Origin of the sequence: Flavobacterium sp. KBS0721 (assembly GCF_002007065.3) — a bacterium.
Lineage (GTDB): Bacteria > Bacteroidota > Bacteroidia > Flavobacteriales > Flavobacteriaceae > Flavobacterium > Flavobacterium piscis.
In genome coordinates this window covers 763,231-789,335 of sequence record NZ_CP042170.1, presented here as the reverse complement: position 1 = coordinate 789,335, position 26,105 = coordinate 763,231, and the positions used below count along the sequence as shown (strand labels likewise).

The following is a 26,105-nucleotide window of genomic DNA, read 5'->3' as shown; positions in this document are numbered from 1 at the left end:
AATGAAATACAATATACAAAATATAGCCACAGAAAATAAGTTTTTATTCTTCTGGGGACATCAGCCCAATAAAGACGGAAGCATTTCTAAAACCTGTTTTAGTCAATGGTGGCTGAGTTCGTTTGAAGTTGATAAAGTGATTTACAAAACCGCCGAACACTGGATGATGGCCAAGAAAGCTGAATTGTTTAAAGACCATGCGATTTTGGAGAAAATCCTTCAGGCTAAATCTCCTGCCGAAGCCAAAAAGTTTGGCAGAGAAGTAAAGAATTATAATGAAACCTTGTGGTTAGCGGCCAGATTTGATATTGTAAAAGAAGGCAATTATCATAAATTCAGTCAAAACCCCGAGTTAAAAACTTTTTTACTCAACACAAAAGAGAGAGTTATCGTAGAAGCAAGTCCTGTAGATGCCATTTGGGGAATCGGGATGGCTGGTGATCACAAAGATATTTTGAATCCTGAAAAGTGGAGAGGCTTGAATTTGTTAGGTTTTGCTTTGATGGAAGTTAGAGATGAATTAGAATAAATTAATCATGAAAATAGAAATCCTTAAAGCCGATATAACAGAAATTCAAGTAGACGCGATTGTAAACGCCGCCAATACTTCCTTATTAGGCGGAGGCGGAGTTGACGGCGCTATCCATAGAAAAGGAGGAAAAGCTATTTTAGAAGATTGCGTTAAAATTCGAAATAAGCAAGGTGGCTGTAAAGTTGGAGATGCTGTGATTACAACGGCTGGAAATTTACCAGCAAAATATGTTATTCATACCGTTGGTCCGGTTTGGAATGACGGTAAAGGTCTCGAAGAAGAATTATTGCTAAGCTGTTATTTAAGAGTTCTGGAATTAGCTGTAGAAAATGATATTAAAACCATTGCATTCCCTAATATAAGTACAGGTATTTATAAATTCCCCAAAGAGTTAGCAGCAGAAATTGCACTGCATTCAATTGATATTTTTGAAAATAAAGAGCAATTCGAAAAAATCATTTTTGTTTGTTATGATGATGAAAATTTCAAAATTTATAATGATATAATAAAAAACGTCTTTGAATATAAAGTGAAATCAGGATTATTTGGAGTTGCGATTGGAGATGCCTTGGGCGTTCCGGTAGAATTTAAAACCAGAGATTATTTAAGAAGTAATCCTGTTCAGGATATGATGGGGTTTATGTGTTGGAATCAACCTCCCGGAACATTTAGCGACGATAGCTCATTGGCTTTTTGTACTGCCGAAAGTTTATGCAAAGGTTTTGATATAGAAGATATGGCATTAACTTTTGTTAAATGGATGCAGGAAGGATATTGGGGAGCTCATCATAAAGTATTTGATATTGGAGGAACTACAAGATATTCTTTGGCCAGAGTTGTAAAAGGAGAATCTGCCAGATTTTCGGGTAATTTCTTTGAAGAAGATAATGGTAATGGATCTCTAATGAGAATTCTGCCTTTGGTTTTTCATCTTCATAAAGAAACTGATATCGAAATTATTTATAAAAAAGTAAAAGAAGTATCTTCTATAACTCACGCTCATTTTAGATCAGTATTTGCCTGTTTTATCTATGTTGTGTATTGTTTAGAAATTTTAAAAGGCATTGATAAAATAGAGGCGTATAAAAATATGCAAAAGATTGTTTCTGATTTTTTAAGTGATAAGAAATTTAATCCAATTGAAATTCAATTGTTTGATAGGATCTTAAAAAATAATATAGCCGATTATCCTGAAAATGAAATTGAATCATCAGGTTATGTTCTTCACAGTTTAGAAGCCAGTTTTTGGTGTTTTTTGAATTCGAATACTTATGAAGAAACTGTTTTAAAAGCAGTGAATTTAGGCGGAGATACAGATACAACTGGAGCAATTACGGGAGGCTTGGCAGGAATGTATTACGGAATTGACAATATTCCGCAAAAATGGATTACTGCATTAGCAAGAAAAAATGATATTGATGATTTGTGCGAAAGACTGTCTTTGAAATTAAAAAAAATGAAATAGACAGTTTATAATTTTTAGAAAGAATAGATCAATAAGAAAGTTTAAACACGAGTTTTTGCTGTTCCATAGGAACATCTCATCGGTAGATAAAAATAGTGTTGTGTTGTATTTACGTTCCGTAGGAACGTTTGATTAAAATAATGAAATAAATGAAAGATATTCAATATAGAAAAGGAGATGCAACGGCTCCTCAATCAGAAAATAATAAAATCATTGTGCATATCTGTAATGATATTGGAGGTTGGGGAAAAGGATTTGTTATGGCAATTTCTAAAAGATGGAAAAAACCGGAAAATCAATATAGAGAATGGTTTAAATCAAAAGACGGTTTTGAATTGGGTAAAGTTCAGTTTGTTCAGGTAGAAGAAGATCTTTGGGTAGCAAATTTAATTGGTCAGCATAAAATCAATAAAGATGAAAACGGAAATGCTCCAATACGATATGATGCTATTGAAGATGGCTTGAAAGAAGTAGCTTCGTTCGCAAAAGAAAATAATGCCAGCGTTCATATGCCAAGAATTGGCTGTGGTTTAGCAGGCGGAAAGTGGGAGATGATAGAGCCTATTATTCTCCAAAGACTTTCAAATAATGATGTTGAAGTCGTTGTATATGACTTCTAGAAAAAAATATATTAATAATGAATGAAAATATAGCAAAAACAGTGAGCAAATTTCTAAGTTTAGTACTTAGACATTCACCAGAAAAAATAGGATTAAAACTAGACGAAAATGGCTGGGCAGATGTTGAAGAATTAATTCTAAAATGTTCTCAAAAAGGAAATAAACTAGACGCGGTTCTTTTAGATTACGTAGTAGAAAACAATGATAAAAAACGTTTTGCTTTTAATGAAGATAAAACGAAAATAAGAGCAAGTCAGGGACATTCTATTTCGGTTGAATTAAACCTGAATGAAACAGAACCTTCAGAATATTTATATCACGGAACTGTTGGAAAGTTTATGGAGAACATTCAGAAAGAAGGTTTGAAAAAAATGAGCCGTCAGCACGTGCATCTTTCCAAAGATCGTGAAACGGCCATAAAAGTAGGTAGCAGACGTGGCGTTCCTCAGATTCTAACCGTAAGAAGCGGTGCGATGCACAGGGACGGATTTAAATTTTACTTGTCTGAAAATAATGTTTGGTTAACAGATGAGGTTCCGGCGAAATACATTGAATTTAAATCATGAAACGTACTTTAGTTTTTGGAGATATTCACGGTGGTTTAAAAGCTTTAATTCAATTATTAGATAAAGTTGGAATTAACGAAAATGACCGATTTATTTTTCTTGGAGATTATGTCGATGGCTGGAGTGAATCGGCACAAGTGATTGACTTTCTGATTGAATTATCCCAAAGGCAAGAATGCATTTTTATAAGAGGAAATCATGATGTTTGGTGTCACGAATGGCTGAAGAATGATGTTGTAAACGATATTTGGTTTCTGCATGGAGGAAAATCAACCATCGAAAGTTATCAGAATATTGATTCTTTGGAAAAAGAGAAACATCTTGATTTTTTCACGAATATGAAAGATTATTTTGTAGATGAAAATAATAATTTGTTTATTCACGCAGGATTTTCGTCGATGCATGGTCCGGACAAGGAACATTACAAAACAAATTATTCCTGGGACAGAACGCTTTGGGAAATGGCATTGACAATGGATAAGAGAATACAAAAAGATTCAGTATCCTATCCTAAAAGATTATTGCTCTATAATGAAATTTACATTGGTCATACGCCGACGCTTCATTATAATATTGAGATTCCAATGCAAGGATGTAATGTCTGGAATATAGATACCGGAGCAGGTTTTTACGGAAAATTAAGTTGTATTGATATAGAAAGAAAAGTATTTTGGCAAAGCGATGTTGTGCAATCATTTTACCCAAACGAAAAAGGAAGAAATAAAGCTTAATATTACACAAAGACACACGAAGAAAAATACAAAAAAGCACAAAGAAAATTAAAACGTGGCGAGTCTCTGTGATAAACTTCGTTATCTCTGTGAAACCCAAAATTTACGAGAATTTAAATAACTAAAATATATGAACCCATTATTATTAACAGATGGTTACAAAGTTGACCACAGAAGACAATACCCGGACAAAACCACATTAGTATATTCTAACTGGACACCAAGAAAATCCAGAATAGAAGGTCTTGACGAGGTAGTTTTTTTTGGATTGCAGTATTTCATAAAAAAATATATCATTCACGATTTTGAAGAGTATTTCTTCAAACAGCCAAAAGAAGAAGTGATTAAAAAATACTCACGAAGAATCAATAATTATTTGGGTGAAAATCAGGTAGGGACAAAACATATCGAAGATTTGCACGATTTAGGCTATATCCCAATGGTTTTTAAAGCATTGCCAGAAGGAGTAAGTGTTCCGTTGAGAGTGCCAATGTTTACGATGTACAATACGATTCCGGAATTTTTCTGGCTGACGAATTATTTCGAGACTTTACTTTCAGCCGTAATTTGGCTGCCTTGTAACTCTGCTACAATTGCAAAAGAATACAGAAAAGTATTAGACAAATATGCTGGTGAAACTTCATCTGTTCCTGAATTTGTAGATTGGCAGGCACACGATTTCTCAATGAGAGGTATGGGCGGAATCGAAGCGGCAATAACTTCTGCAGCCGGACATTTATTGAGTTTTACAGGATCTGATACCATTCCGGTAATTGATTTCTTTGAAGATTATTACAATGCCAATTCTGATAACGAATTAATCGCAGGTTCAGTTGCTGCAACAGAACATTCTGTAATGTGTATGGGAACGACTGAAGGCGAGTGCGAAACTTTTAAAAGATTAGTAACTGAGGTTTATCCAAAGGGAATTGTTTCTATCGTTTCTGATACCTGGGATTTATGGAAAGTGCTAACCGATTATTTACCACGTTTAAAAGAAGATATTGTTGCCAGAGAAGGTAAAGTGGTCATTCGTCCTGATAGTGGAGATCCGGTTGATATTATCTGCGGAAATCCAAACGGAAAAACAGAACAAGAGAAAAAAGGTGTGATTGAGCTGCTTTGGGATGTTTTTGGAGGAACAACTAATGCAAAAGGATATAAAGAGCTTATTCCGCAAATTGGAGCTATTTACGGCGATAGTATAACAGTAGCACGTGCAACTCAAATTGCAGAACGATTAAAAGAAAAAGGATTTGCTTCTACAAACGTTGTTTTAGGAATTGGTTCTTTTACGTATCAATATAACACCAGAGATACTTTTGGTTTTGCCATGAAAGCAACTTACGGAGAAGTGGATGGAGAAGGAAGAGCGATCTTCAAAGATCCAATCACAGATGACGGAACTAAAAAATCAGCCAAAGGATTAATGAAAATTGATTTAGTTGACGGTGTTTACCATCTAACAGATGATGTTTCATGGGAAGAAGAAAAACAAGGCGAATTGAAAGAAGTTTTCAGAGACGGAAAACTTTTGGTTGATCAGTCTTTAAGTGATGTTAGAGCGAGAGTTAAAAGTGATGTTAATATTGAAGCATAAAGAATCGGATTATAAGTTGGACTAATAAATCCCAGAGGGATGATATCTTTATAGCATTTTAAAGATTGTTTTATGAGAACCCCATCGGGGTGATATATTGACAATTAAACTATAAAGCGAATATCGCTCCGCTGGAGCTTTAACTCCAACTGTATATTTTAGCTATAGATATCACGTTCCTCGGGAGCTGATTCTAAAAATCAATTTATTACAAAAAGAAAAAAGCCTGAATTTTAAATTCGGGCTTTTTTTGTTTAATAAGTCTCGTAAACGACAATATTTTATATTCCGTAGGAATATCTCATCGGTAGAAAAAAAATTATCGTTTTGCATTGTGTCCTGTAGGGACACCTGTTTTTTTTATGAAAATAAAATATCGCATTATTAATCAAACGTTTCGTAGGAACAAATAGATATTGTAGGGACGGATTAAAATCCGTCCTTCGCAATGTATGTTCGCGTTCTGTTTGTCATTTCGACGGAGGAGAAATCCTCGCAAGAAACTCAACAAAGATTGGCTTTTAGGAACGGAGCTACTTGCGAGGATTTCTCCTCCGTCGAAATGACAATAATGTGTTGCAATTCAATTTTAAATAAAAAAGCTGTCTGAAAAATATTTTTCCGGACAGCTTTTTTTTATTTCTTATAAAAATTATTATGATCAATATATTCCCAAACTTTTGGAGGTAAAAGCGGTTGAATGTTTTTTCCTTCTTTAATACTTTTTCGAATAAAAGTAGCAGAAATTTCTACAATTGGCGCATCAATAATATGAATATTGGGATGCGATTTTAAAGTATTTGGTTCTTCTTCTAAGATTTCGGCAGTTTGTGTTTTGTCTTCGAGCCTTGGATAAACATAAATTTCATAATGTTCTAAAAGTACTTCGTAGTTTTTCCATTTATGAAGCGTTTTCAGATTGTCTTCGCCCATAATTAAAGAGAAATCATGCGTTGGGTACTTCTCATGCAAATGAACCAAAGTATTCACCGTATAATTAGGCTGAGGTAATTTAAACTCAATATCCGAAGGTTTAATTTTTGGATAATCCTCTGTAGCTAAATGCACCATTTCTAAACGCTGGTGATCGTCTAATAAAGTAGATTTCTTCTTTAACGGATTATGTGGCGTTACAACCATCCAAATCTGATCTAAATCGGCAAACTCCGCCATATGATTGGCAATAATTAAGTGGCCAACATGAATGGGATTATACGTTCCGAAATAAAGGCCTATCTTCATAAAAGAGGTTTTTTCATAATTCAAATGCTAATCATTACATTCAAATTAAGCAGTGGTATTAAATAATTTAGTATCGATTCTTTTTTGAAATCAAATAATCAATAGAGAATTTACCACTTCCGGTTACCAAAAGAAGTACATAAAACAGCAAATATAAAATTCCCATTTCTTTTACATCTATTGGGTCGGCACTATGAATAACAAATACAGCAACGAGCATTGTAATTATTAATGGCAAAGTCGCCAGTCTTGTGGCTAAACCAAGGAAGATAAAAAACGAACAAATTACTTCTGCAAAAACGGCAAGAGTCAACGAAGCTGTTTTTCCTACTCCAAGCGGGTCAGGAAACTGAATGTCACCTCCAGCTAAAAGCATATTTAGTTTGGATAATCCATGTGAAATCATCAATGATGCTATCAATACTCTAATGACAAGAATAATGATGCTTAGATAGTTTTCGTTTCTTTTTATTTCAAATAAATTAATCATAGTACAGATATTAATAGCGGTTACATCAAAAGCTAACGGCTGTTTTTCTAAAAAAGTATTGATTTTATGAAGTTTCTAGTCTTTATTTACAAAAGCTTTCACTAATTGATACGCTTCTTCTTTGGCAGTATCTAAATCGTAATTTTTTATGATCGTGTCAAACTGAGGTGCAGTAGCTAACTCGACAGAAGCTTTTGCAATACGCATATTAATTTTGTCATCACTTTCAGTAGAACGTTCCTTCAATCTGCGTTTTAGTTCGTCGACACTTGGAGGTTTTACAAAAACAGCCAAAGTCTGCTCCGGAAATTTATGTTTAATACGTAGTCCGCCGGCAACATCAATATCAAAAATTACGTTTTTGCCCAAAGCCCAGATACGTTCGATTTCGGCTTTCAGAGTACCGTAAAAATTATCACGATACACTTCTTCCCATTCCAGGAAATTTTCGGCTTTAATGTGTTTTTTGAATTCTTCCAACGAGATAAAATAATAATCTTTTCCGTGTTCCTCTTCTCCGCGTGGGTCGCGTGAAGCCGCTGAGATTGAAAATTCTAAATTTAAATCCTCTTTCCCAAGTAAGTGTCTTACTATAGTTGTTTTTCCTGATCCCGAAGGTGCTGAGAAAACAATTAATTTTCCTTTGTTCATTAATGTATGCTTTTGGCTTGTGGCGTTATGCTTTAAGCTATAATTTGTATGTTGTTTCGCGTTTTAATGCGTAATTGTTTATTCTGTTTTTTTATAAATCGTCGAACAGCCTTCGTCACAAATAAATTGATATTCAGCGTTTACAGGATCCAGCGACATTTTTTTAGCGTTTCTTTTATCCGTACGGCAGAAATAGTAAAATTCTTCTTTATCAAAAACAAGGTGAAGACTATCTCCGGTAAACTCATATTTACCCTTGTTGTTAAGATGATCAATTACAATATTATTTTTCTCAAAAGTAATTTCATTTCCATCTTCAATTTTGGTAGTGAATTTATTCGCTCCATTGCTTCCTGTTGACTCAATTGGTTTCCATTTTCCAATTAATGTAAAATCTTCATTTTGAGATTTACAACTTGCAGTGAGAATCAGAATACAGAATACAATCACTATTTTTTTCATAGAGAAAATGACAATGTAATATTACAAGACATTCAAAACCTGTTCTTTAATCTTTTCCAATTCATCCTTCATCATCACCACCAACTTCTGCATTTGAGCATGATTAGATTTAGAACCCATTGTATTGATCTCGCGACCCATTTCCTGAGTAATAAAACCTAATTTACGACCATTAGCTTCAGTGCCTTTAATCGTTTCTAAGAAATAATCCAAATGATTTGTCAAACGCACTTTCTCCTCCGTAATATCCAGTTTTTCAAGATAATAAATCAATTCCTGTTCGAAACGATTTTCATCCACATTCACTTTCAATTCAGAAATTGCAGTTTGCAAACGGTCTTTTATCGCCTGAACACGTTCCGGATCAAGAGCCAAAGCATCGTTCATGTATTGACGAATATTTCCAATTCTTAAGTTGAATTCTTTTTCCAGAGATTCACCTTCATCTTTTCTAAAAGTCAAAATGTTTTGTAAAGCCTCTTCAATAATCACCTGAATTTGTTCCCAATCGTTTTCATCGATTTCCTCACGTTCCGTTTTTAGCGTATCTGGCATACGAACGGCCATTTTCATCAATTCAGTTTCGTCAGCGCCAGGATAAACTTCTCTAAGCTGAGCAATGTAGTTTTTTACAACAGGTACATTTACTTTTGTCGAAGTTTGTTCAGAAGTACTTTCAATGTAAATCCCGAAATCAATTTTCCCTCTTTCCAGTTTTGTAGAGATTTGAGTTCTTAAACCAAGTTCCATCTCGCGATAAAGCGACGGCATTCTTACGTTTAAATCTAAACCTTTACTATTTAAGGATTTTACTTCAACGGTAATTTTTTTTGTAGGCAATTGCAAAGAAGCTTTGCCAAACCCTGTCATAGATTGTATCATATAATTGAGTATAAAGGCGCAAAGATAAATAAAACTTTGCAGTCTTGAGTTTTAAATCGCTAATCTGTTAAAGTCAGCTTTGTGTAAAGTTTTTTTACCGTAAATTCCACAAATTTCCACAAATTTTTTCCAGGCTAACTTTGAAAATATTTTTAGAATTCAAATTAAAAAAGAATGAAATTTGTGAAAATTTGTGCAATTTGTGGCTAACTTTTTTCGCCACCGGCGTTTTAGTTTTTGGGCGTTTCCGCCGCGGCGGACCGGGCTATCCGCTCCCAATCTTTTTTTGAGCAGAAAAAGCTCAAAAAAAGGATTTCCGCTTCAAACGAAGTTCACTTAACACTAAAATAAAATAAAATAAAATTATAGTGAAGTAATCCCTAACCCAAACCCGGCCATTTTAGCACTTTATTTTTCTAAAGCTTTCATCACCTGTAATGTCACAGGTTGCGTATTGCCAATGTAAATTTTTTCATCAATAATAAAAACCGGACGACTGATAAACGTGTAATGTTCTAAGATGTATTTTTTATAATCGTCCTCAGTCAAAGATTTGTTTTTCAAATCCATTGATTTATATAATTGCGCTTTCTTACTAAACAAAGCCTCGTAACTTCCGGCAAGTTTGTGCATTTCCTCCAGTTCAGCTTCAGTAATAGGGTTTTGTTTGATATCGTGAAACACCAGATCATTATCTTTAGGCAAGCTTTTGATGATTTTGCGACACGTATCGCAAGAAGCCAAATAGTATATTTTATTCATGTTTTTTAATTTAAGAGACTACAAAGAAAATCCATTTAAAACTGAAAAATGACTAATTTTAGAAAAAAAATAAAATTATGAACTCAGTTTTTGAAGTACAGAAAACCATTAGAGAAATTCTGTTAAAGATTTTAGATCATCATTCCTTAGAACAATTAAATAAAATCCCGTCAGGATTTAATAATAACCTGATTTGGAATATTGCGCATTGCATTGCTTCACAACAGGTTTTAGTTTATAAATTATCAGGTTTACCTTTACAGGTTTCTGATGAATTTTTATCGAAATATTCTAAAGGAACAAAACCCGAAGGCGATGTGTCGCAATCAGAAGTTGATGAAATAAGAGGCTTACTATCTTCGACTCTCAATCAAACTATAAAAGATTTTGAAGCCAATATTTTTGTTAATTACAATGCATATACCACAAGTATGGGTTTTGATTTGAAAAATGTTGATGATGCTTTAAATTTCGTTAATTATCACGAAGGAATTCATACCGGAATTATTATGAGTATCAGAAAGTTTCTTTAATCTCTTCTAATTGTTAGGTACTTAAATAAAACAACAAACCCGATAGATTTTTAAACCTGTCGGGTTACATTTAGAATTTCTTTACTATTCTACTATAGTTTCAATTGTTACTTTCATAGCGCCACTTCCTTTGTGCTTGGTGATTTCCATAAAAGCTCTTTTCGATAAATCAAGTTCTCTTGTTCTTACAAACGGACCACGATCTGTTACTTTTACGATGACAAATTTTCCGTTAGCTTCATTTGTTACTTTTATTCTGGTACCAAATGGCAGTTTTTTATGTGCTGCAGTATATTTACTATTGCTAAATCGTGCTCCACTTGCAGTTTTTTTTCCGTTAAAACGATCAGCGTAGTAAGAAGCGTGTGCGTTTTTTTTATAAGGTTTTAATTTTAAGCCTTTGTCAGTAAAAACCGAATCAGTTGGAATGGCAAGTATGTCCGGTTTTAGCATTTTTACCGTATCCTGTGTACTTTTAGGTTTAGGCTCTGTTGCTGGTTTTGTTTGACTTATAACATAGGTAAAACAACTTAAAAAAGTTAGTGTAAGGCTGGTAAGTATAATGTTTTTTTTACTTCTCATTTTTTATTTTTTTTCAGACTTGGGGAGTTTGTACAAATAATATGCCGAGATAAAAAAAGCCCTATTATTTTAGGGCTTTAATTGGTTTTTTTAGAACCATAAGTTCCACGGGATTCTACTTAATATAAGCAATAATCCTAATCCGTAATAAATAGCAAAAGTTTTAAATTTAGCTTCGCTATTGATTAATTTTTTATGTTTCGACCATCCAATAGTAATCAAAATAATAGCAATAAGATTGATTAATGGATGTTCTAATGAAGTTAATCTTAGTTCTGCGTTAGACATTTGTCCAAAAGCTGCTTTTCCAAGCGGAGAAACAAAATAAAGTAGTATTCCAATCAATAATTGAGTGTGAGTTCCTATTAAGGCAAACAATGCAATTTTACGGTCTTTAGCGGTAAAATCTTTCTTAGACGTTACTCCAATGATAGCGTTTACAACTGCAACTAATAAAAGCAAAAGTGCTAAATAAGCCCAGCCAGAATGGAATTTTTGTAGAAAATGGTACATAAATTAATTTTTTTGTTAAAACAAATATAGCAAAAAAGGCATAAAAAAAACGGCATTAGACTAAAAGTCAATGCCGTTTTTTGGTATTTATTTAGATTCTAAATATTAGAAATCGTAACGTAGTGTAAAGTTCCATGTTCTTCCAAATCCGAAGAATACAGTGTTTACGTTAGCAACTCCGTCATAAAGCATTCCGTTTGAAGCGTAAGTTCCTTTTGAGCCAGCTGGTTGTCCAGAAGCTACAGGAAGATTATCATCAGCAAAAGTATTAGTTCTTGCTTCAGCAATGTAAATTTCATTAAAAACGTTGTTAACGTTTAATCTGAAGTTTACCGATTTGTCTTTGTCCTTACCTACTAACATTTTATAAGAGAAACCAGCATCCATTAAACCGTAAGAAGGTAATTCTAAAGCTCCTTTGTTAGTTGCAGATGTAAAGTTTACCGGGTTTAATCCAGCATATAATTTGTCATTAAAGTTGTAGTTAGCGTCGATAGTTACTCTTGTTACAACTTCGTAAGAAGCTCCTAAAGATGCAGTAAGTTGTGCAGCATCACCTACTTTTACTTTGTCCATGTATACAGTTGCTGCAGTGTATCCTACAACTGGTGTATTGTCTGCCTGGTTGTAAGCGTTTACAGTAGCATTTCCTTTGTATTCCCAGATTCCGTAAGAGAACATACCTGTGATTTTTAATCTTTCAGTAATATTTGAGCTACCTTCAAATTCAAATCCAGAGTGAACCTCGTTAAGACCTACGAATTCGGTATAAGTTGAGTTTGCAGGAATAGTTGCTGAAGCATTAAGTGCATTACCTTTTAAGTACCTGTCATTCCAGGTTGTGTTGTAAAGGTTTACCGAAGCATTAAAGAATTTAGAACGGAAACCATAACCAGCTTCAAATCCAATGATTTTCTCGTTAGTAAGGTTAGGGTTTACTGTAGATTTGTTGTTTGGATAAACTGAATTAAAGAACGGTTGTCTTGAGTAGTATCCAGCATTCACAAAAACATTGTGTTTCTCGTTGATGTTGTAATTAGCTCCACCTTTTACGTTTCCACCTGTAACGTTTTTGTACGGAGTAGAAGATAATGGATCAGTTGTTTTGTATACAAAATTATCTTCTCTTTTGTAACCTTGTTGTGATATAGCTCCCTGAACGAATGCTGTTAAATTATCTTTAGAGTATTCTAATTGAGTAAATACACCATACCATTTTACATTACCAGTACTGTTGAAAGAAATTTTCTCATAGTCTGGCTTTTTAAAAACATTCCATTGAACATCGGTATCATAAGTTGTAGTTAAACGTCTACCGGTTGGTTTTTGATCAGCAATAAAATTGTCATAATACTCACCTCCGCCTAATAAGTTATTCAAAACTGTATAGTGGTATCCTTTGTAAGTTCTTCCGTCAAAACCAAAATCTAAAGTTAATGTATTAGATAGTTTTTTATTCAAGTTGATTACTGCACCAAACCAGTCATGAGAGTTGATAGATGAAGTTTGTGAGATACCAGTAGTATTAATGTTAGTTTGTGGATTGTAATCCGCAATATTTGAACTTGAGTTAAAGTAAGAACTGTTTTGGTAAACACCATTAATTTGTTGTCTTTGTTGAGGTCCTGTAAGACCTGCAATAGTAACTGGTGTACCAGAGTTATATGCTACGATTTTATCGTAATCTACTAAACCGTCCGGTCTTCTAAAAGCTATAGCATCACTATATCCTTTTCCTTTAATTCCTCCAGTTGCACTAGCTCCTGCACCACGTCCCATAGAGGCATAAAGAACAGATGAAAGTTTTGTAGTTTCATTGATTTTATAATCCCAGTTGAACGAAGCAATAGGTTTGTGGTAGTAATTTTTTCTGATGTTATATTCTTCACCATTCAAATATCCGTTATCAGCATTGTATCTGATGTTTGGATCATTGTTACGTCCGTATTGTTGGTAAGTAGCAATTGTAGATATTGTAGATCTTTGGTTGTGCCATTGTGGAGCACCTGTTACAGTAAGTTGAAAGTCATGTTTACCGCTTTTTGTACCGTATCCTAAAGCTACATAATAGTTAGAACCTTCAAATTGAGTTCCGTCTACGTAACCGTCTCCCATTGTTTGAGATAACAAGATAGAAGCAGAAAGACCATTGTCTAATTTACCAGTGTTATATGAACCCTGAATTTTAAAGTTTCTTCCATTTCCAAAACCAGAAGCGAAAGATCCGCCTTCTTTTTTGTCAGAAGATTTAGTTACAATGTTGATTGTTCCCCCAACTGATGGAGTTGCAAGTTTAGAAGCTCCTAAACCTCTTTGAACCTGCATTGCAGATGTTACATCTGATAAACCAGCCCAGTTACTCCAGTAAACAGAACCGTTTTCCATGTCGTTAACCGGCATACCGTTGATCATTACAGCGATGTTGTTTTGGTTGAATCCACGAATGTTGATTCTTGAATCTCCAAAACCACCACCTGATTTAGTAACATATACTGAAGGAGTGTTTCTTAAGATCTCCGGAAATTCCTGAGTTCCTAATTTTTCCTGAATTTCAGCAGCTTTAATTGTAGAAACTGCTACAGGAGTTTTTCTGTCTTTTGCAATGTCGACAACTGAACTTTTTACAACAATTTCGCTTAATTCGTTTGAATTAGAAGTTAAAACGATTGTTCCTAAATTTGTAGAACCGCCAGAAACTGAAAATTTAACAGTTTTGTTCTCGTAACCTAAAAAAGAAATAACGATTTCTCCTGTACTTGTTGTTGCATTCAAAGTAAATTTACCGTCAAAATCTGTAGAAGTGGCAGTCGCAGATCCTTTTATCACTACGTTTGCTCCCGGTAATGATCCAACTCCGTCGGTAATCATACCTGTAATTTTTCCTTGAGAAAATGCGGTTGAAACTATCATGAACAATAGTCCAGTGAGTAACCAATTTTTCATTGTCTTCATTTGTTATTAGTTTATTGTTTTTGGCAAAATTATAACAATTAAATCAGATAGTGTTATCAAAATGTTAAGAAAAATAAGTTTTATATAATCTGTTGCGCATTAAAATGATTTTTTCTTTTTTTATTAAATAAAATAACGATTTTTTAAATTTTTACTACTGTATTTTGTTAAAATCGTAATGATTTGAACTGTCTTGTAGTGCTAAACTTGCAATAATCAGTCTTTTAGGTAGTTTTTGTATTGTTTTTATACGAAAAAACGCCTTAATTTTTCTTAAATTAAGGCGTTTCAGTTTATTGAGATTTTTTTTATTCAGTTTCTATTTGTTCTTCAAAAAGTGATTTAACAAAAATGAAGTCGAACTATCATGATTTTTTACCGTTTTAGTGTTAATTTCATCTAAAATAGAATTAGCCAATTGTTTTCCTAATTCTACTCCCCACTGATCAAAACTAAAAATGTTCCAGATAACACCCTGAACGAAAATTTTATGTTCATATAAAGCAATTAACGAACCTAAACTTTTAGGTGTCAATTTTTGAATTAAGATAGTGTTCGTTGGTTTGTTTCCTGTAAAAACTTTGAAGGGTAATAAATAAGATGCTTTTTCTGCCGAAAGTCCCTGTTTGTCAAATTCGGCCTGAACTTGTGCTGCTGTTTTTCCGTTTAATAAAGCCTCTGTCTGAGCAAAAAAGTTAGACATCAGTTTATCATGGTGATCTTCATTGCCATATAATGGTTTAACAAATCCAATAAAATCAGTCGGAATTAATTTTGTTCCCTGGTGAATCAATTGAAAAAAGGCATGTTGCGAGTTTGTTCCCGGTTCTCCCCAAATGATAGTTCCCGTTTGGTAGTTCACAGGTTTTCCGTCACGGCCAACACTTTTTCCGTTACTTTCCATAGTAGCCTGTTGCAAGTAAGGAGCTAATTTAGATAAATATTGTGTGTATGGAATCAAGGCTTCACTTTCTGCTCCAAAGAAATTGTTATACCAAACACTTAACAAGGCCAGAATTACAGGAATGTTTTCGTCGAATTCTGCCGATTTAAAATGGTCGTCCATTTCGTTGGCACCTTTCAATAAATCATTGTAATTATCGAAACCTATTGCTAAACTAATGCTTAAACCTACGGCGCTCCATAAAGAGAATCTTCCTCCAACCCAATCCCACATCGGGAAAACGTTATCCGGATTAATCCCAAATTCAGTTACTTTTTGAATATTAGTAGAAACTGCTACAAAGTGTTTTGCAATATCTTCCTGAGAAGCTGATTTCAAAAACCATTCTTTGATTGTTTCAGAATTTGATAAGGTTTCCTGAGTAGTAAAAGTTTTAGAAACAATTAAAAATAAAGTCGTTTCAGGATTTAATTTTTTAATTACTTCATTAACGTGATCGCCATCAACATTAGAAACGAAATGTAGGTTTAAATGATTTTTATAAAACTGTAATGCTTCAACTGCCATAACCGGACCAAGGTCAGAACCTCCAATACCAATATTTACAACATCAGTAAACGCTTTTCCTGTAAAACCTTTTCTTTCGCCAGAAATAACTTCGTGGCTGAATTGTTTTATTTTATTTTTTACTTCGTAAACTTCGGGAATTACATTTTCGCCATCAACTTTTATAGTTGCCGATTCAGGCGCACGCAAAGCAGTATGCAGAACAGCACGGTTTTCTGTTTGGTTGATGATTTCTCCGCCAAAATATTGAGAGATCGCTTCTTTTAATCCAATCGAATTGGCCAATTCTAATAAAAGAGCAACAGTTTCCTGGCTGATATTGTTTTTAGAATAATCTACTAAAAAGTCGTTCCATTGTAAATTGAATTTTTCAACACGAGCATTATCTTGTTGAAATAATTCTTGTATCGTAGTTTCGTGAATTGCGTTATAGTGGTTTTGCAGATTTTTCCACGCTTCAGTCCCGGTTGGGTTTGTTGTGTTTAAAGCCATTTTTTGTTTAATTGAGAATGTGGTTATAAAAAAAACAAAAATACTGAAATTACTTTTAATAGCTTTAAGCTTCACAATTATATAACAAATAGTTACGAAAACGATTTATAAGTTTATTTGTTTTGCTGTTATTATAATGGCGCCATCATTTTCTCTTTCATTATAAATGATGCGACTGCTGTTTTTATTTAAAAAATCTAAATCTATAATGTCAGTTTTTTTAAGAGGTAATATTATGGTGTCCTGTTTTTTGTCATATTTAAAGGGAACTCCATTTATTACAATTAAAGGCGATTTATCAATTTGATCTTCCTTAAAGGCTTGGTTGACTAGTTTTAAGACATAATATTTATCTTCTTTTGTGTCGTTTAAAACAAAAGCATGTGGCTGAGAACATCCTAAAATTATTGTAGAAGAAAATAGTAGTAAAGTTCTTTTCATTAATTGACTGATGGTTGAGTAGAAAAAGAGGTTTTTACCAAATTTTCCACCAGGGTTTTTTATTCACTTCAATTGTTTTCTTGGCGACATTTATCTCTATTCTTTTTAATGGTTCAGTTTTAACCTTAGAATCATCAAAAAACAATTGGCCATTTTCATCTATTCCAATGGGGGATTTAGTTCTTTCTTTCCACTTCTCAGTTTGTAGTTCCGGAACTAAAGGTAAATTGATTTTGTTTGAAAATTTTTTTCGCGCTTTTTCGATAATTTCTTCCTCTAAGTTTGAAGTTGAATTTTTAAGAAGCGTTAAAGAAGTGTCGGGAATATTTAAAAGGAAAACCTGTGTTTTGTTTTCAATCTTATAAATGTCCAATACTTTAAAATAAGCAATAGAATCTAAAAGAAAGTGACCGTTTTTTGCTGAATCAGGATTGAATTTAGATAAATCTTTTGGATGAGCACTCGCTATTAAATATCTTAAATTGCCGGAAATCCCGCCGCCCAAAGAACTCATGTCGGTAAAACCTTTTTCCTGAATAATTTGCCCAACCTTGTAATTTGAAATTAACGCATCAGATAAATCGGTGTCTCTGTAGAATAGTTTTAAACCTGAAAAAGTTTCATTATAAATTGCTTTAAGACGAGCGTTTTTCATTTCCTTACTATTTAAAAATTGAGATTTTAAGAAATTTATAAATTACCAATGCTATCTAATTCTCTTTTCAAAGGTTCGATTTGCTTCATAAAGCGTGATCTGTCATTTCCTGTCAGTGATTCTCCTGTAGGTAAGTTAAGTCGAAGTGCATCAACCTGAATTCCATTTTTCCAGAAGCGATAGCAAACGTGAGGTCCGGTAGCTAATCCTGTGCTTCCTACTAAGCCAATAGTTTGTCCTTGTGTCACTCTTTGTCCGCGTTTTACTAAAATTCTCGACATGTGTAAATACTGAGTAGAGTAAGTTCCGTTATGCTTTACTTTTACAAAATTTCCGTTTCCTGCAGTGTATCCCGTTGCTTCTACAACTCCGGATGCTGTGGTTGAAATTGGTGTTCCTGTTGGAGCAGCATAATCAGTTCCTTTGTGTGCTTTCCAGGTGTGTTGAACAGGGTGAAATCTGTTTGCAGTAAATCTCGAAGTAATTCGACTAAATTTGATTGGTGTTTTCAGGAAGAAATTTTTCAGTGTTTTTCCTTCATCATCATAATATTCTACTTTTCCTGATAGCGTATCTTTTTCAAACGGGAATGCGTATACTATTTTTCCTTTATATTCAAAAAATGCAGCTTCAAGATCTTCAACTCCATCATAGGTTTTACCGTTTATAAAACGTTCTGTAAAAATTAAACCATAGCGGTCTCCTTTTTTAAGTTTAAAAAAGTCGATAGACCAGGAGAAGACTTTTGTAATTCTGCTGGCAAGTGCTGTTTCTACACTTTCGTTTCCTAAAGTTTCGGATAATGAACTTTTTAAAACGCCACCAATAATTTTGCGTTTAAGTGTAACGGGTTTTACTTTTTTGTAAGCTTTTGCAATACTATCGCGAAAATCGATTACATAATAAGATAATGCATCTGGCTGATAAATAAAAACCTGCAGTTGGTTTGTTTTGTTTTTTGATCGAAGAATAGTGTAAGGTTTGTTGTATCGAATGCTTCTTACATTAAAAGAATCTTTTATTTGCTCGACAACATCAAAGACTTTTTTGTCGCCAATATTTTGACCTTGAATGATAGATCCAAAAGAATCTCCTTTTTTTATAGTGTCTTGAAGAACATTAAAATCCGCGTAATTAAAACCAAATTCTACTTTCTTGGTTTTTGGTTTTGTAATTTTAATTTCAACTTTTTCAGCGGTTTTATTACATGAAATTATTGAAAATAGCAGGATTATAATTACGAGTATTTTTTTCAAACTTATTTATTTTTTTGGAAATTAAACTGTGGTTTCAGTTCCCCAATTAGACAATTCTTCTTCGGTCCACAATTTAGGAAAAAAGATGCGTCTTTGGTATTTTGGATGCATATATTTTTGCCAGTCGCTTCCTCCTGTGGCTTCACCATTGCCTTTTCCGCTTTCTAAAATATATTTTCTTGCTGTATTTAAATGCTGCATAACCCAAGTGATATTCACTGTTTTGTCATAGTGACGCATTGCTTCAATTAATGCTGGATTTTGCTGATTTTCGATAGGAAGTTGTGTGAATTTCTGCCAGATATTTTTTGTTTTGAATGCAGAAATTTGTTTCAGGAATTGATCTTTATATTTATTTTCAAATTCTTTAAGCAGGTATGATTTTTCTCCGGTATGATAATCTTTTCCGGCAGCTTGCCAGTACAAATGTTCAAAACTTGTTTCTAAATCTGTATTTTCATCAAAATTATCTTTGTATCTGCGATCCGTTAAATTGATGACATCTGTCGAGGCAAATTCTATCAATCTGTATTGTGCACTTTGAAAACCACTTGCGGGAGTTAGTGTATTTCTAAATTTCATGTATTGATCAACGTCCATCCCGTTTTCCATGATGCTGAACGAATTGGTCAGCATGTCAAAATAACGTGTGATTCTGGATAATCTTTCGCTAAAAAAATCAACCTGAATGTTCTGTGTGTCTGCAATTTGATCGATTTCCCACAAAATCATTTTAAAAATTAATTCATTTACCTGATGGTACATGATAAAAACCATTTCGTCAGGAAGTGTGGTGCGTTGTATTTGTAAATTCAAAAGAGCATCAGTCTGAATGTAATCCCAATAAGTAATTGGTTTTGACCAAAGTAATCCTTCTAACTGAACTTCAGTTTTTTGATTAATAGCTTGAAATTTAAGGTCAATTTCTTTTAAAATTGATTCAGAATGATCTGTGGTATTCATTATTTTTTTACTTTAAACGGATTTTTTAATCCTTTATATTCGTCTAGGTCTGCCTTGAGTGACCCTACAGCAAGATCTGCTTTTATTCTAACCGGAACTTTGTTGTCGTCGTCTGTTATCCAAAGTGTTACGCTTTCTTTTTCTTTAAAAACGCGTCCTGTTTGCACCAAAGGTTTAAACATCATTGTAGAAACGGTTCCAAATTTAGTTGTAATATCCTGACGACCTATATATTTTAACTTAAATTTTGTGATTTCGTCATCAAAAAACATGTCGATTGTGATCGATTCCCCTGATTTAAGTTTGTCAATATTAGGATGATTTCTTAAATAATAAAATGACGAAATTATATCCTGAACATTATCTGTTATAACAATCGTTTTTTCGGTTTTGCGTTTGTAATCTTTAACTAAAATCCTGTTTTCGTTTTGATTAAAAAAACCTTCCTGATCTTTTGTGTAGCCGCCCTCGTTGATTTTTCGAACATAACGGTAAGGATTTCCTGTTTGTTTGTCAAAATAGCTTTCGTACAAATCTTCTACTTTAAAAAATAATTTTGACATTCCGGTAGTGTAGCCTTTGCCAATAGCATGAAATACTTTTTTGTTACTTATTGTAGCGTCTTTTACTTCAAGTGTGGCGTAACCGGCATTGATAATTCCGTAGTGAATTCGGAATTTGAAGTATTCTCCGGTATCGAAAGCGTCTTCTCTTGCTGAATCGAAACCAAGTGTAGTGAGAATTAATATAAGTAGGATTATCTTTTTCATAGTACAATTTTTACATTTCATTATAAAGATAAAGAAATGCAAATTCTATTCCAAATGTACCAAAACAAAAAAACTCAGTCAAGGAATGACTGAGTTTTTATGCTATTAACTAACCAAAAAACTATAAATTATGAAATTTATATCAATTCAGAAGGAAACCACCCCTTCTTGATTTGCGAGTGCAAAGATATATAGAAAATTCAAAAAAGAAATAGCAAAAGGCGAGTTTAACATAACATTTGCATAAAAATCATCATTTTACAGAGAATTATGCTGTTTAATGTAAAAATTTTGTGGTTTTATAGTGTTCCTCTCAATTCCTGCTCTCTCTCAATCGACTCAAAAAGGGCTTTAAAGTTCCCTGCGCCAAATCCTTTTGCTCCCATTCGTTGAATAATTTCGAAAAAAAGCGTTGGTCTGTCCTGAACCGGCTTGGTAAATATTTGTAATAAGTAACCATCTTCATCTGCATCAACCATAATGGCTAATTTTTCAATTTCGTTAATATCTTCTTTCATCATATCCATATGAACTCCTAATCTTTCAGGAATTGCCTGGTAATAGGTGTGAGGAGGAGCAGATAAAAATTCAACTCCGCGTGCTTTTAATTGTGATACGGTTTTAATAATATCATCGGTTGCAATAGCAATATGCTGAATTCCGGGCCCGCCGTAGAAATCCAGGTATTCTTCGATTTGCGATTTTTTCTTTCCTTCTGCCGGCTCATTGATTGGGAATTTAATTCTTCCGTTTCCGTTAGACATTACTTTACTCATCAATGCAGAGTATTCTGTAGTGATTTGTTTGTCATCAAATGACAGGAAATTTACGAATCCCATTACTTCTTCGTAGAATTTTACCCAGGTATTCATTTCGTTCCAGCCTACATTTCCAACCATGTGATCGATATATTTCAATCCTGTTGGTTCCGGATTATAATCTGATTTCCATTCTTTGTAACCCGGAAGGAAAACTCCGTTGTAGTTTTTTCTTTCCACAAAAATGTGAACTGTTTCCCCGTAAGTGTAAATTCCCGAACGAACTACTTCTCCAAATTCATCAGATTCCACGGTTGGTTCCATAAAAGAACGTGCCCCACGTTTTATGGTTTCTTCGTAAGCGCTTCTGGCATCTTCAACCCAAAGTGCAGCGACTTTTACTCCGTCACCATGTTTTTGAAGATGTGCATGAATTGGTGAGTCCTGTGTTAAAGGCGTTGTCAAAACAATTCTGATTTTATCTTGTTTTAAAACATAAGAGGCTCTGTCTCTAACTCCGGTTTCCAATCCGGCGTAAGCCAATGACTGATATCCAAAAGCAGTTTTGTAATAATGTGCCGATTGTTTTGCGTTTCCTACGTAGAATTCTACATAATCTGTTCCTAATAGTGGAAGGAAATCTTGTGCTCCTTCAAAGATTTTTTCTAATCCGTATTCTACTGATTTTATTTCTTTACTCATGATGTTTATTGTTTAATCGGTTAATCATTTATTTGATGTGCCGAAATGTTTTTTAAGATTTGTTTTTTAACCGCAAGGAACGCAAGGATTTTACGCAAGGTTCGCAAAGTTTATCATAGCGATCTTTGCGTAAAATCCTTGCGAACTTTGCGGTTAGATCGACTCGATGAATTTACTACGTCCAGGATTTATAGTATTGCCCATCATCAAGTCCCATTGCTTCTTCTGTAACCATAAGTGGTCTGAAAGTATCAACCATAACAGCTAATTCGTGGGTTTCTTTATGACCAATACTGCGTTCCATTGCGCCTGGCGCCGGACCATGCGGAATTCCTTTTGGGTGTAAAGTAATATGACCTTGCTCGATATTATTACGACTCATAAAATCGCCATCAACGTAATATAATACTTCGTCAGAATCTATATTACTGTGATTGTATGGCGCCGGAATTGCTTTCGGATGATAATCGTAAAGTCTCGGACAGAATGAACAAACGACAAAAGTGGCCGTTTCAAAAGTTTGATGTACCGGAGGCGGTTGGTGAACACGTCCTGTTATTGGTTCGAAGTTATGAATCGAAAATCCGTATGGGAAATTGTAACCGTCCCAACCCACAACATCAAAAGGATGTGTGGCATAAACCACTTCGTGAATCATGCCTTCTTTTTTGATTTTAATTAAAAAATCGCCTTTTTCGTCATGTGTTTCCAATTCGTTTGGCAAAATAAAATCACGTTCGCAAAATGGCGAATGTTCTAAATGTTGCCCCGATTGGTTTTTATAACGTTTTGGAGTATAAAAAGGAGAATAAGATTCAACGTAAAATAGTCGGTTTTCTTCAGTCTCAAATTCGATTTGATAAATGATGCCTCTTGGAATAATTAGATAATCTCCATATTCAAACGGAATATTGCCTAACATGGTTCTTAATTTTCCTTTTCCTTTATGAATGAAAAGCATTTCATCCGCATCGGCATTTTTATAGAAATAATTCCGAAGCGATTCTTTAGGAGCTGCCAATCCAATGATGCAGTCTTTATTGACTAACATGGCTTTGCGGCTGTCCAGAAAATCGTTTTCAGGTTTCAATTCAAAACCTTTAAATAATAATGATTTTATGTTTTTTCCAATTGCAATTTTGGGTTCAACCGAATAAGAGTTTAAAATTTCTTTAACCTGCGTTGGTCTGTGAACATGATATGATAATGATGAATGTCCGTGAAAACCTTCAGTACCAAATAATTGTTCGTAGTACAAACCTCCGTTTGGTTTTTCGAATTGGGTGTGTCTTTTTTGAGGAAAGTTTCCGAGTTTATGATATAATGGCATGGCTTTTCTATTAGATAATTGTAAATTAGATAATTCGAAAAATTTGAATTGTGTGAACAGATAATCAGCTCAACTTTTGTGTTGACCAATTATCTCAATTCGGTAGTTTTATTCAGGATTTCTCTTGATAAGGAATTGAAGATACTCTAATAAACCTGTCCATTTTGTTTTCATTATAACAAATGTCGTAATTTTTATTGATTTAAATTGTACATTTTGTCAATTATTAACGTGAAAAAAACATTAACAATATTTTTTACCATAAAATTCCTAGATCTTTATTAAGGCAGTATTTTTAATTAACTGTATTAAAATTGGAATCCAATACTAAACCAAGTAAAACTTTTAGACATTTCAGGAGACCATGATTGTTTAATTTCGATTGGGCCAATGATTGTTTCCAGCCCATAACCTACAGCGTATCCGGAATATTTAGGCATAGAAACCCAGTCAACACTAGTGAAAATGTCATCGCCTAAATTGGCAAAATTGGCTGAAAAGTTAATGTGATTCTTTTTTAAAATTTCGTAATCTAATGTAATGTCTCCTTTTATAAAACTATTTCCGGCAATACTTAGAAAGTCGTATCCATAAAAATAATTGAAGTTGTTGATTTTGCTGTAGCCAAAACCTCCTAGTATAAAATCGAAAAACGGAACGCTGTCACTGCCGATATTAAATCCGGCATCGGCTCCAATTTTAATGGTGGCTTTCCTGAATAAGGTTCTTGCAAAAGCAATTTCGGCTTTTGCAATCGAGAAAGGCTTAAATTGTTTTGTATAATCTGATGATGCCAGATAGGTTTGTAAATCTCCGGAAAAATATAAGCCCGTATGAGGGAAATATTTATTATCAAACGAATCGTATTTTAAATATCCAAAAAGACTGAAATAATTACTCTTTTCGATAATGTTTTCTGTGTTAGAAAGGGTTGGCGAATCTATTTTTAGGTATTTGTATTCGAGTCCGCCTCCCATTAAAAACTTTTGTACAAAGATGGTCTGAAAATAAGCCTGATTGGTAATGTCTAAAAAATCGACATTAATCAAATTTACATTTGGATTTTCTGTAGCCAGATTACTAATGCTCGTTGTTACATTTCGATTAAACTGATTTAATCTTGAACGAAAACCAAAGCTGATATTGAACCCGTTTTCGACATAATAATTTAAATCATACCTGAAATTGTCACCAAGAATAATGTCCAGCGATGTTACATCATTTTTCAGGAATGTTTTTTTATGGGTAAGATTCAGTAAAATACCACTTTTATAAAGTCCGTCGTAATGTAGCCCAAGTTTAAGGTACGTTTGTGTTGGGTTTTCTTTTAATACCAAATCAAGATCGTCTTTTGTGCCGTCTGGTTGCAGACAATAGGAGATCGTGCTAAAGTTTTGAGTAGCATTTAAGTTGTTTATTCCTGTTTTAAGATCGTCGTATGTAATGGTACTTCCTGGTTTAAAACGAAGTTTTCCGCGAATGTATTCTCTGGTATAATTGTCTAGTTTGTCGCTATTTATTTTTTCTATTTGAATGGTATCGGTAGCAATTTTCAGTTTTGGTTTTTTGTAAAAATTGTCTTCGTTTACCAATGTTTTGATTTTTTCGTAAACGGCAAAAGCGGCTTCTTCACCTTTTCTGATGATTTGTTCGCCTTTGTCAAATGAAATAACGCCATAATCACGAATGTCCGGTTTGATATAAACATCAGTGTTTTTTATTTTGTTTTTCATTTTATCAATCGACTGTAAATTGGTAATCTGAACCAATATACGCGTTGCATTTTTCAGGTTTTTTCGTTTCATTAAATCGTCCTGAACATCGACACCAATAATAATATCAGCACCCAGATTGCGAACTTCCTGAATAGGATAATTGTTTACTACACCGCCATCGACCAATAAATTGCCGTCGATTTCTACCGGAGTAAATAACGATGGGAATGCGGCACTTGCCATCATGGCCTGCACCAGATTTCCTTTGTTGAGTAAAACTTCTTCGCCGGTTTCGATATTGGTACCAATACATAAAAACGGAGTTGGAAGTTTATTGAAGTCACGTACATGACGTACGTTGCGGGTAAGACTGCTTAGTAAATTATAATTGTACATTCCCTTAGAAAGTGCCTCCGGAATCCCAACTCTAAAATTGCTAAACGGTAAAACGATGGCATATAATTCGTCATTTTTTTTGCCGTAAAAGTTTTTTGAGGAACGCGGAATGTAGTCATTAATCAATTCGTCGAAATTGGTTCTTTTAAAAATGGAATCAATTTGAGAGGCATTATAACCTGAGGCATAAAGTCCTCCAATGATAGATCCCATACTGGTTCCGCCTATATAATCGATTTTGATTCCTGCTTCTTCGAGAACTTTTAAAACTCCTATGTGTGCAAATCCTTTTGCGCCGCCGCCACTTAAAACCAAACCAATTTTTGGTCTTTTGGCTTCGTCTTGTTTTGCCTTTTCGCTATTTTCTTGTGAAAAAGAGTTTTGTGTATTGAAAAATAAAAGTGTGAAAATCACCAACTGTACGCCCCAGATGGAAATGGAAAACTGCGAGAGGCAAAACGATATTTTTTCCTGTAAAAAAAGAGCGACTTTAGAAGCTCCTTTTTTTGCAGTAGAAAAAAATCGTTTTGACCGAGTATTTGAAATGGACAGCTGGATTGGGCGCATAAAAAA

Annotated in this window: 25 protein-coding genes; 7 read left to right on the top strand and 18 right to left on the bottom strand. The window is 33.9% G+C overall.

Features of this window, described 5'->3' with window-relative positions; translation table 11 throughout:
- Position 1: 1 nt before the first annotated feature.
- The 6 genes from B0M43_RS03730 (at position 2) to B0M43_RS03705 (ending at position 5,514) form a co-directional block, all read left to right on the top strand.
- A complete protein-coding gene (locus B0M43_RS03730; RefSeq protein ID WP_065448744.1) occupies positions 2-529 on the top strand; it encodes an NADAR family protein in 528 nt (175 codons plus the stop codon).
- Between the two features lie 7 nt (positions 530-536).
- Positions 537-1,997, top strand: a complete 1,461-nt coding sequence (locus B0M43_RS03725) for an O-acetyl-ADP-ribose deacetylase (RefSeq protein ID WP_078006800.1) — start codon at positions 537-539, stop codon at positions 1,995-1,997.
- 149 nt (positions 1,998-2,146) lie between these two features.
- On the top strand, positions 2,147-2,617 hold the full coding sequence (locus B0M43_RS03720) for a macro domain-containing protein (protein ID WP_078006801.1): 471 nt from the start codon (positions 2,147-2,149) through the stop codon (positions 2,615-2,617).
- Between the two features lie 17 nt (positions 2,618-2,634).
- Positions 2,635-3,183: an RNA 2'-phosphotransferase gene (locus B0M43_RS03715; protein ID WP_065448742.1), complete on the top strand. Its 549-nt coding sequence runs from the start codon at positions 2,635-2,637 to the stop codon at positions 3,181-3,183.
- Positions 3,180-3,914 (top strand): metallophosphoesterase family protein, encoded by a 735-nt coding sequence (locus B0M43_RS03710; RefSeq protein WP_078006802.1) that lies wholly within the window; start codon positions 3,180-3,182, stop codon positions 3,912-3,914. Before B0M43_RS03715 ends, B0M43_RS03710 begins: the two co-directional genes overlap by 4 nt.
- A gap of 130 nt (positions 3,915-4,044) precedes the next feature.
- Complete coding sequence (locus B0M43_RS03705; RefSeq protein ID WP_078006803.1) at positions 4,045-5,514, top strand: nicotinate phosphoribosyltransferase; 1,470 nt, start codon at positions 4,045-4,047, stop codon at positions 5,512-5,514.
- 636 nt (positions 5,515-6,150) lie between these two features.
- Here the strand turns inward: B0M43_RS03705 and nadD are convergent.
- The 6 genes from nadD to B0M43_RS03675 all read right to left on the bottom strand — a co-directional run bounded on the left by nadD (position 6,151) and on the right by B0M43_RS03675 (position 10,003).
- The gene (gene nadD, locus B0M43_RS03700; RefSeq protein WP_078006804.1) at positions 6,151-6,756 is read right to left on the bottom strand and encodes a nicotinate (nicotinamide) nucleotide adenylyltransferase; all 606 of its coding nucleotides are present in this window, start codon (positions 6,754-6,756) and stop codon (positions 6,151-6,153) included.
- Positions 6,757-6,823: 67 nt separating this feature from the next.
- A complete protein-coding gene (locus tag B0M43_RS03695; RefSeq protein WP_065448737.1) occupies positions 6,824-7,246 on the bottom strand; it encodes a DoxX family protein in 423 nt (140 codons plus the stop codon).
- 75 nt (positions 7,247-7,321) lie between these two features.
- Positions 7,322-7,897 carry a guanylate kinase gene (gene gmk, locus B0M43_RS03690; RefSeq protein WP_065448736.1) on the bottom strand — a complete coding sequence of 192 codons (576 nt, stop codon included), beginning with the start codon at positions 7,895-7,897 and terminating at the stop codon, positions 7,322-7,324.
- Positions 7,898-7,975: 78 nt separating this feature from the next.
- Positions 7,976-8,359, bottom strand: a complete 384-nt coding sequence (locus B0M43_RS03685; RefSeq protein ID WP_078006805.1) for a hypothetical protein — start codon at positions 8,357-8,359, stop codon at positions 7,976-7,978.
- Positions 8,360-8,380: 21 nt separating this feature from the next.
- Entirely contained in the window at positions 8,381-9,241 is an 861-nt protein-coding gene (locus B0M43_RS03680) for a YicC/YloC family endoribonuclease (protein WP_065448735.1), read from the bottom strand.
- 408 nt (positions 9,242-9,649) lie between these two features.
- Positions 9,650-10,003: an arsenate reductase family protein gene (locus tag B0M43_RS03675; protein ID WP_065448734.1), complete on the bottom strand. Its 354-nt coding sequence runs from the start codon at positions 10,001-10,003 to the stop codon at positions 9,650-9,652.
- A 77-nt stretch (positions 10,004-10,080) separates the two neighbouring features.
- Here B0M43_RS03675 and B0M43_RS03670 point away from each other — a divergent pair, with 77 nt between their 5' ends.
- Positions 10,081-10,536 (top strand): DinB family protein, encoded by a 456-nt coding sequence (locus B0M43_RS03670; protein WP_065448733.1) that lies wholly within the window; start codon positions 10,081-10,083, stop codon positions 10,534-10,536.
- Positions 10,537-10,620: 84 nt separating this feature from the next.
- On the opposite strand, the gene B0M43_RS03665 is transcribed toward B0M43_RS03670, so the two are convergent.
- The 12 genes from B0M43_RS03665 to B0M43_RS03610 form a co-directional block, all read right to left on the bottom strand.
- Positions 10,621-11,118 carry a septal ring lytic transglycosylase RlpA family protein gene (locus tag B0M43_RS03665; protein WP_078006806.1) on the bottom strand — a complete coding sequence of 166 codons (498 nt, stop codon included), beginning with the start codon at positions 11,116-11,118 and terminating at the stop codon, positions 10,621-10,623.
- Positions 11,119-11,208: 90 nt separating this feature from the next.
- The gene (locus B0M43_RS03660; protein WP_065448731.1) at positions 11,209-11,631 is read right to left on the bottom strand and encodes a hypothetical protein; all 423 of its coding nucleotides are present in this window, start codon (positions 11,629-11,631) and stop codon (positions 11,209-11,211) included.
- Between the two features lie 105 nt (positions 11,632-11,736).
- Complete coding sequence (locus tag B0M43_RS03655) at positions 11,737-14,583, bottom strand: TonB-dependent receptor domain-containing protein (protein WP_065448730.1); 2,847 nt, start codon at positions 14,581-14,583, stop codon at positions 11,737-11,739.
- A 319-nt stretch (positions 14,584-14,902) separates the two neighbouring features.
- On the bottom strand, positions 14,903-16,546 hold the full coding sequence (pgi, locus tag B0M43_RS03650) for a glucose-6-phosphate isomerase (protein ID WP_078006997.1): 1,644 nt from the start codon (positions 16,544-16,546) through the stop codon (positions 14,903-14,905).
- A gap of 105 nt (positions 16,547-16,651) precedes the next feature.
- Positions 16,652-16,987, bottom strand: a complete 336-nt coding sequence (locus tag B0M43_RS03645; protein ID WP_065448728.1) for a hypothetical protein — start codon at positions 16,985-16,987, stop codon at positions 16,652-16,654.
- A gap of 34 nt (positions 16,988-17,021) precedes the next feature.
- A complete protein-coding gene (locus B0M43_RS03640; protein WP_078006807.1) occupies positions 17,022-17,642 on the bottom strand; it encodes a hypothetical protein in 621 nt (206 codons plus the stop codon).
- 35 nt (positions 17,643-17,677) lie between these two features.
- Complete coding sequence (locus B0M43_RS03635; protein ID WP_078006808.1) at positions 17,678-18,898, bottom strand: peptidoglycan DD-metalloendopeptidase family protein; 1,221 nt, start codon at positions 18,896-18,898, stop codon at positions 17,678-17,680.
- 21 nt (positions 18,899-18,919) lie between these two features.
- Positions 18,920-19,861 (bottom strand): tryptophan 2,3-dioxygenase family protein, encoded by a 942-nt coding sequence (locus tag B0M43_RS03630; RefSeq protein WP_078006809.1) that lies wholly within the window; start codon positions 19,859-19,861, stop codon positions 18,920-18,922.
- On the bottom strand, positions 19,861-20,631 hold the full coding sequence (locus tag B0M43_RS03625) for a DUF3108 domain-containing protein (protein WP_078006998.1): 771 nt from the start codon (positions 20,629-20,631) through the stop codon (positions 19,861-19,863). The genes B0M43_RS03630 and B0M43_RS03625 overlap by 1 nt, the downstream gene beginning before the upstream one ends.
- A gap of 299 nt (positions 20,632-20,930) precedes the next feature.
- Positions 20,931-22,091 (bottom strand): 4-hydroxyphenylpyruvate dioxygenase, encoded by a 1,161-nt coding sequence (gene hppD, locus B0M43_RS03620; protein WP_065448724.1) that lies wholly within the window; start codon positions 22,089-22,091, stop codon positions 20,931-20,933.
- Positions 22,092-22,266: 175 nt separating this feature from the next.
- Positions 22,267-23,421: a homogentisate 1,2-dioxygenase gene (locus B0M43_RS03615; protein WP_078006810.1), complete on the bottom strand. Its 1,155-nt coding sequence runs from the start codon at positions 23,419-23,421 to the stop codon at positions 22,267-22,269.
- A gap of 308 nt (positions 23,422-23,729) precedes the next feature.
- The gene (locus B0M43_RS03610; RefSeq protein ID WP_123921780.1) at positions 23,730-26,099 is read right to left on the bottom strand and encodes a patatin-like phospholipase family protein; all 2,370 of its coding nucleotides are present in this window, start codon (positions 26,097-26,099) and stop codon (positions 23,730-23,732) included.
- Between the last annotated feature and the right edge of the window lie 6 nt (positions 26,100-26,105).

Excerpts from the sequence above, each read along its gene's own strand:
- B0M43_RS03685 (WP_078006805.1), bottom strand. The coding sequence starts at position 8,359 with ATGAAAAAAATAGTGATTGTATTCTGTATTCTGATTCTCACTGCAAGT.
- B0M43_RS03720 (WP_078006801.1), top strand. The coding sequence starts at position 2,147 with ATGAAAGATATTCAATATAGAAAAGGAGATGCAACGGCTCCTCAATCA.
- B0M43_RS03645 (WP_065448728.1), bottom strand. The coding sequence starts at position 16,987 with ATGAAAAGAACTTTACTACTATTTTCTTCTACAATAATTTTAGGATGT.
- gmk (WP_065448736.1), bottom strand. The coding sequence starts at position 7,897 with ATGAACAAAGGAAAATTAATTGTTTTCTCAGCACCTTCGGGATCAGGA.
- B0M43_RS03670 (WP_065448733.1), top strand. The coding sequence starts at position 10,081 with ATGAACTCAGTTTTTGAAGTACAGAAAACCATTAGAGAAATTCTGTTA.
- B0M43_RS03665 (WP_078006806.1), bottom strand. The coding sequence starts at position 11,118 with ATGAGAAGTAAAAAAAACATTATACTTACCAGCCTTACACTAACTTTT.
- B0M43_RS03630 (WP_078006809.1), bottom strand. The coding sequence starts at position 19,861 with ATGAATACCACAGATCATTCTGAATCAATTTTAAAAGAAATTGACCTT.
- B0M43_RS03730 (WP_065448744.1), top strand. The coding sequence starts at position 2 with ATGAAATACAATATACAAAATATAGCCACAGAAAATAAGTTTTTATTC.
- B0M43_RS03640 (WP_078006807.1), bottom strand. The coding sequence starts at position 17,642 with ATGAAAAACGCTCGTCTTAAAGCAATTTATAATGAAACTTTTTCAGGT.
- B0M43_RS03675 (WP_065448734.1), bottom strand. The coding sequence starts at position 10,003 with ATGAATAAAATATACTATTTGGCTTCTTGCGATACGTGTCGCAAAATC.
- B0M43_RS03725 (WP_078006800.1), top strand. The coding sequence starts at position 537 with ATGAAAATAGAAATCCTTAAAGCCGATATAACAGAAATTCAAGTAGAC.
- B0M43_RS03610 (WP_123921780.1), bottom strand. The coding sequence starts at position 26,099 with ATGCGCCCAATCCAGCTGTCCATTTCAAATACTCGGTCAAAACGATTT.
- B0M43_RS03655 (WP_065448730.1), bottom strand. The coding sequence starts at position 14,583 with ATGAAGACAATGAAAAATTGGTTACTCACTGGACTATTGTTCATGATA.
- pgi (WP_078006997.1), bottom strand. The coding sequence starts at position 16,546 with ATGGCTTTAAACACAACAAACCCAACCGGGACTGAAGCGTGGAAAAAT.
- B0M43_RS03710 (WP_078006802.1), top strand. The coding sequence starts at position 3,180 with ATGAAACGTACTTTAGTTTTTGGAGATATTCACGGTGGTTTAAAAGCT.
- B0M43_RS03615 (WP_078006810.1), bottom strand. The coding sequence starts at position 23,421 with ATGCCATTATATCATAAACTCGGAAACTTTCCTCAAAAAAGACACACC.
- B0M43_RS03695 (WP_065448737.1), bottom strand. The coding sequence starts at position 7,246 with ATGATTAATTTATTTGAAATAAAAAGAAACGAAAACTATCTAAGCATC.
- B0M43_RS03715 (WP_065448742.1), top strand. The coding sequence starts at position 2,635 with ATGAATGAAAATATAGCAAAAACAGTGAGCAAATTTCTAAGTTTAGTA.
- B0M43_RS03660 (WP_065448731.1), bottom strand. The coding sequence starts at position 11,631 with ATGTACCATTTTCTACAAAAATTCCATTCTGGCTGGGCTTATTTAGCA.
- hppD (WP_065448724.1), bottom strand. The coding sequence starts at position 22,091 with ATGAGTAAAGAAATAAAATCAGTAGAATACGGATTAGAAAAAATCTTT.
- B0M43_RS03625 (WP_078006998.1), bottom strand. The coding sequence starts at position 20,631 with ATGAAAAAGATAATCCTACTTATATTAATTCTCACTACACTTGGTTTC.
- B0M43_RS03705 (WP_078006803.1), top strand. The coding sequence starts at position 4,045 with ATGAACCCATTATTATTAACAGATGGTTACAAAGTTGACCACAGAAGA.
- B0M43_RS03680 (WP_065448735.1), bottom strand. The coding sequence starts at position 9,241 with ATGATACAATCTATGACAGGGTTTGGCAAAGCTTCTTTGCAATTGCCT.
- nadD (WP_078006804.1), bottom strand. The coding sequence starts at position 6,756 with ATGAAGATAGGCCTTTATTTCGGAACGTATAATCCCATTCATGTTGGC.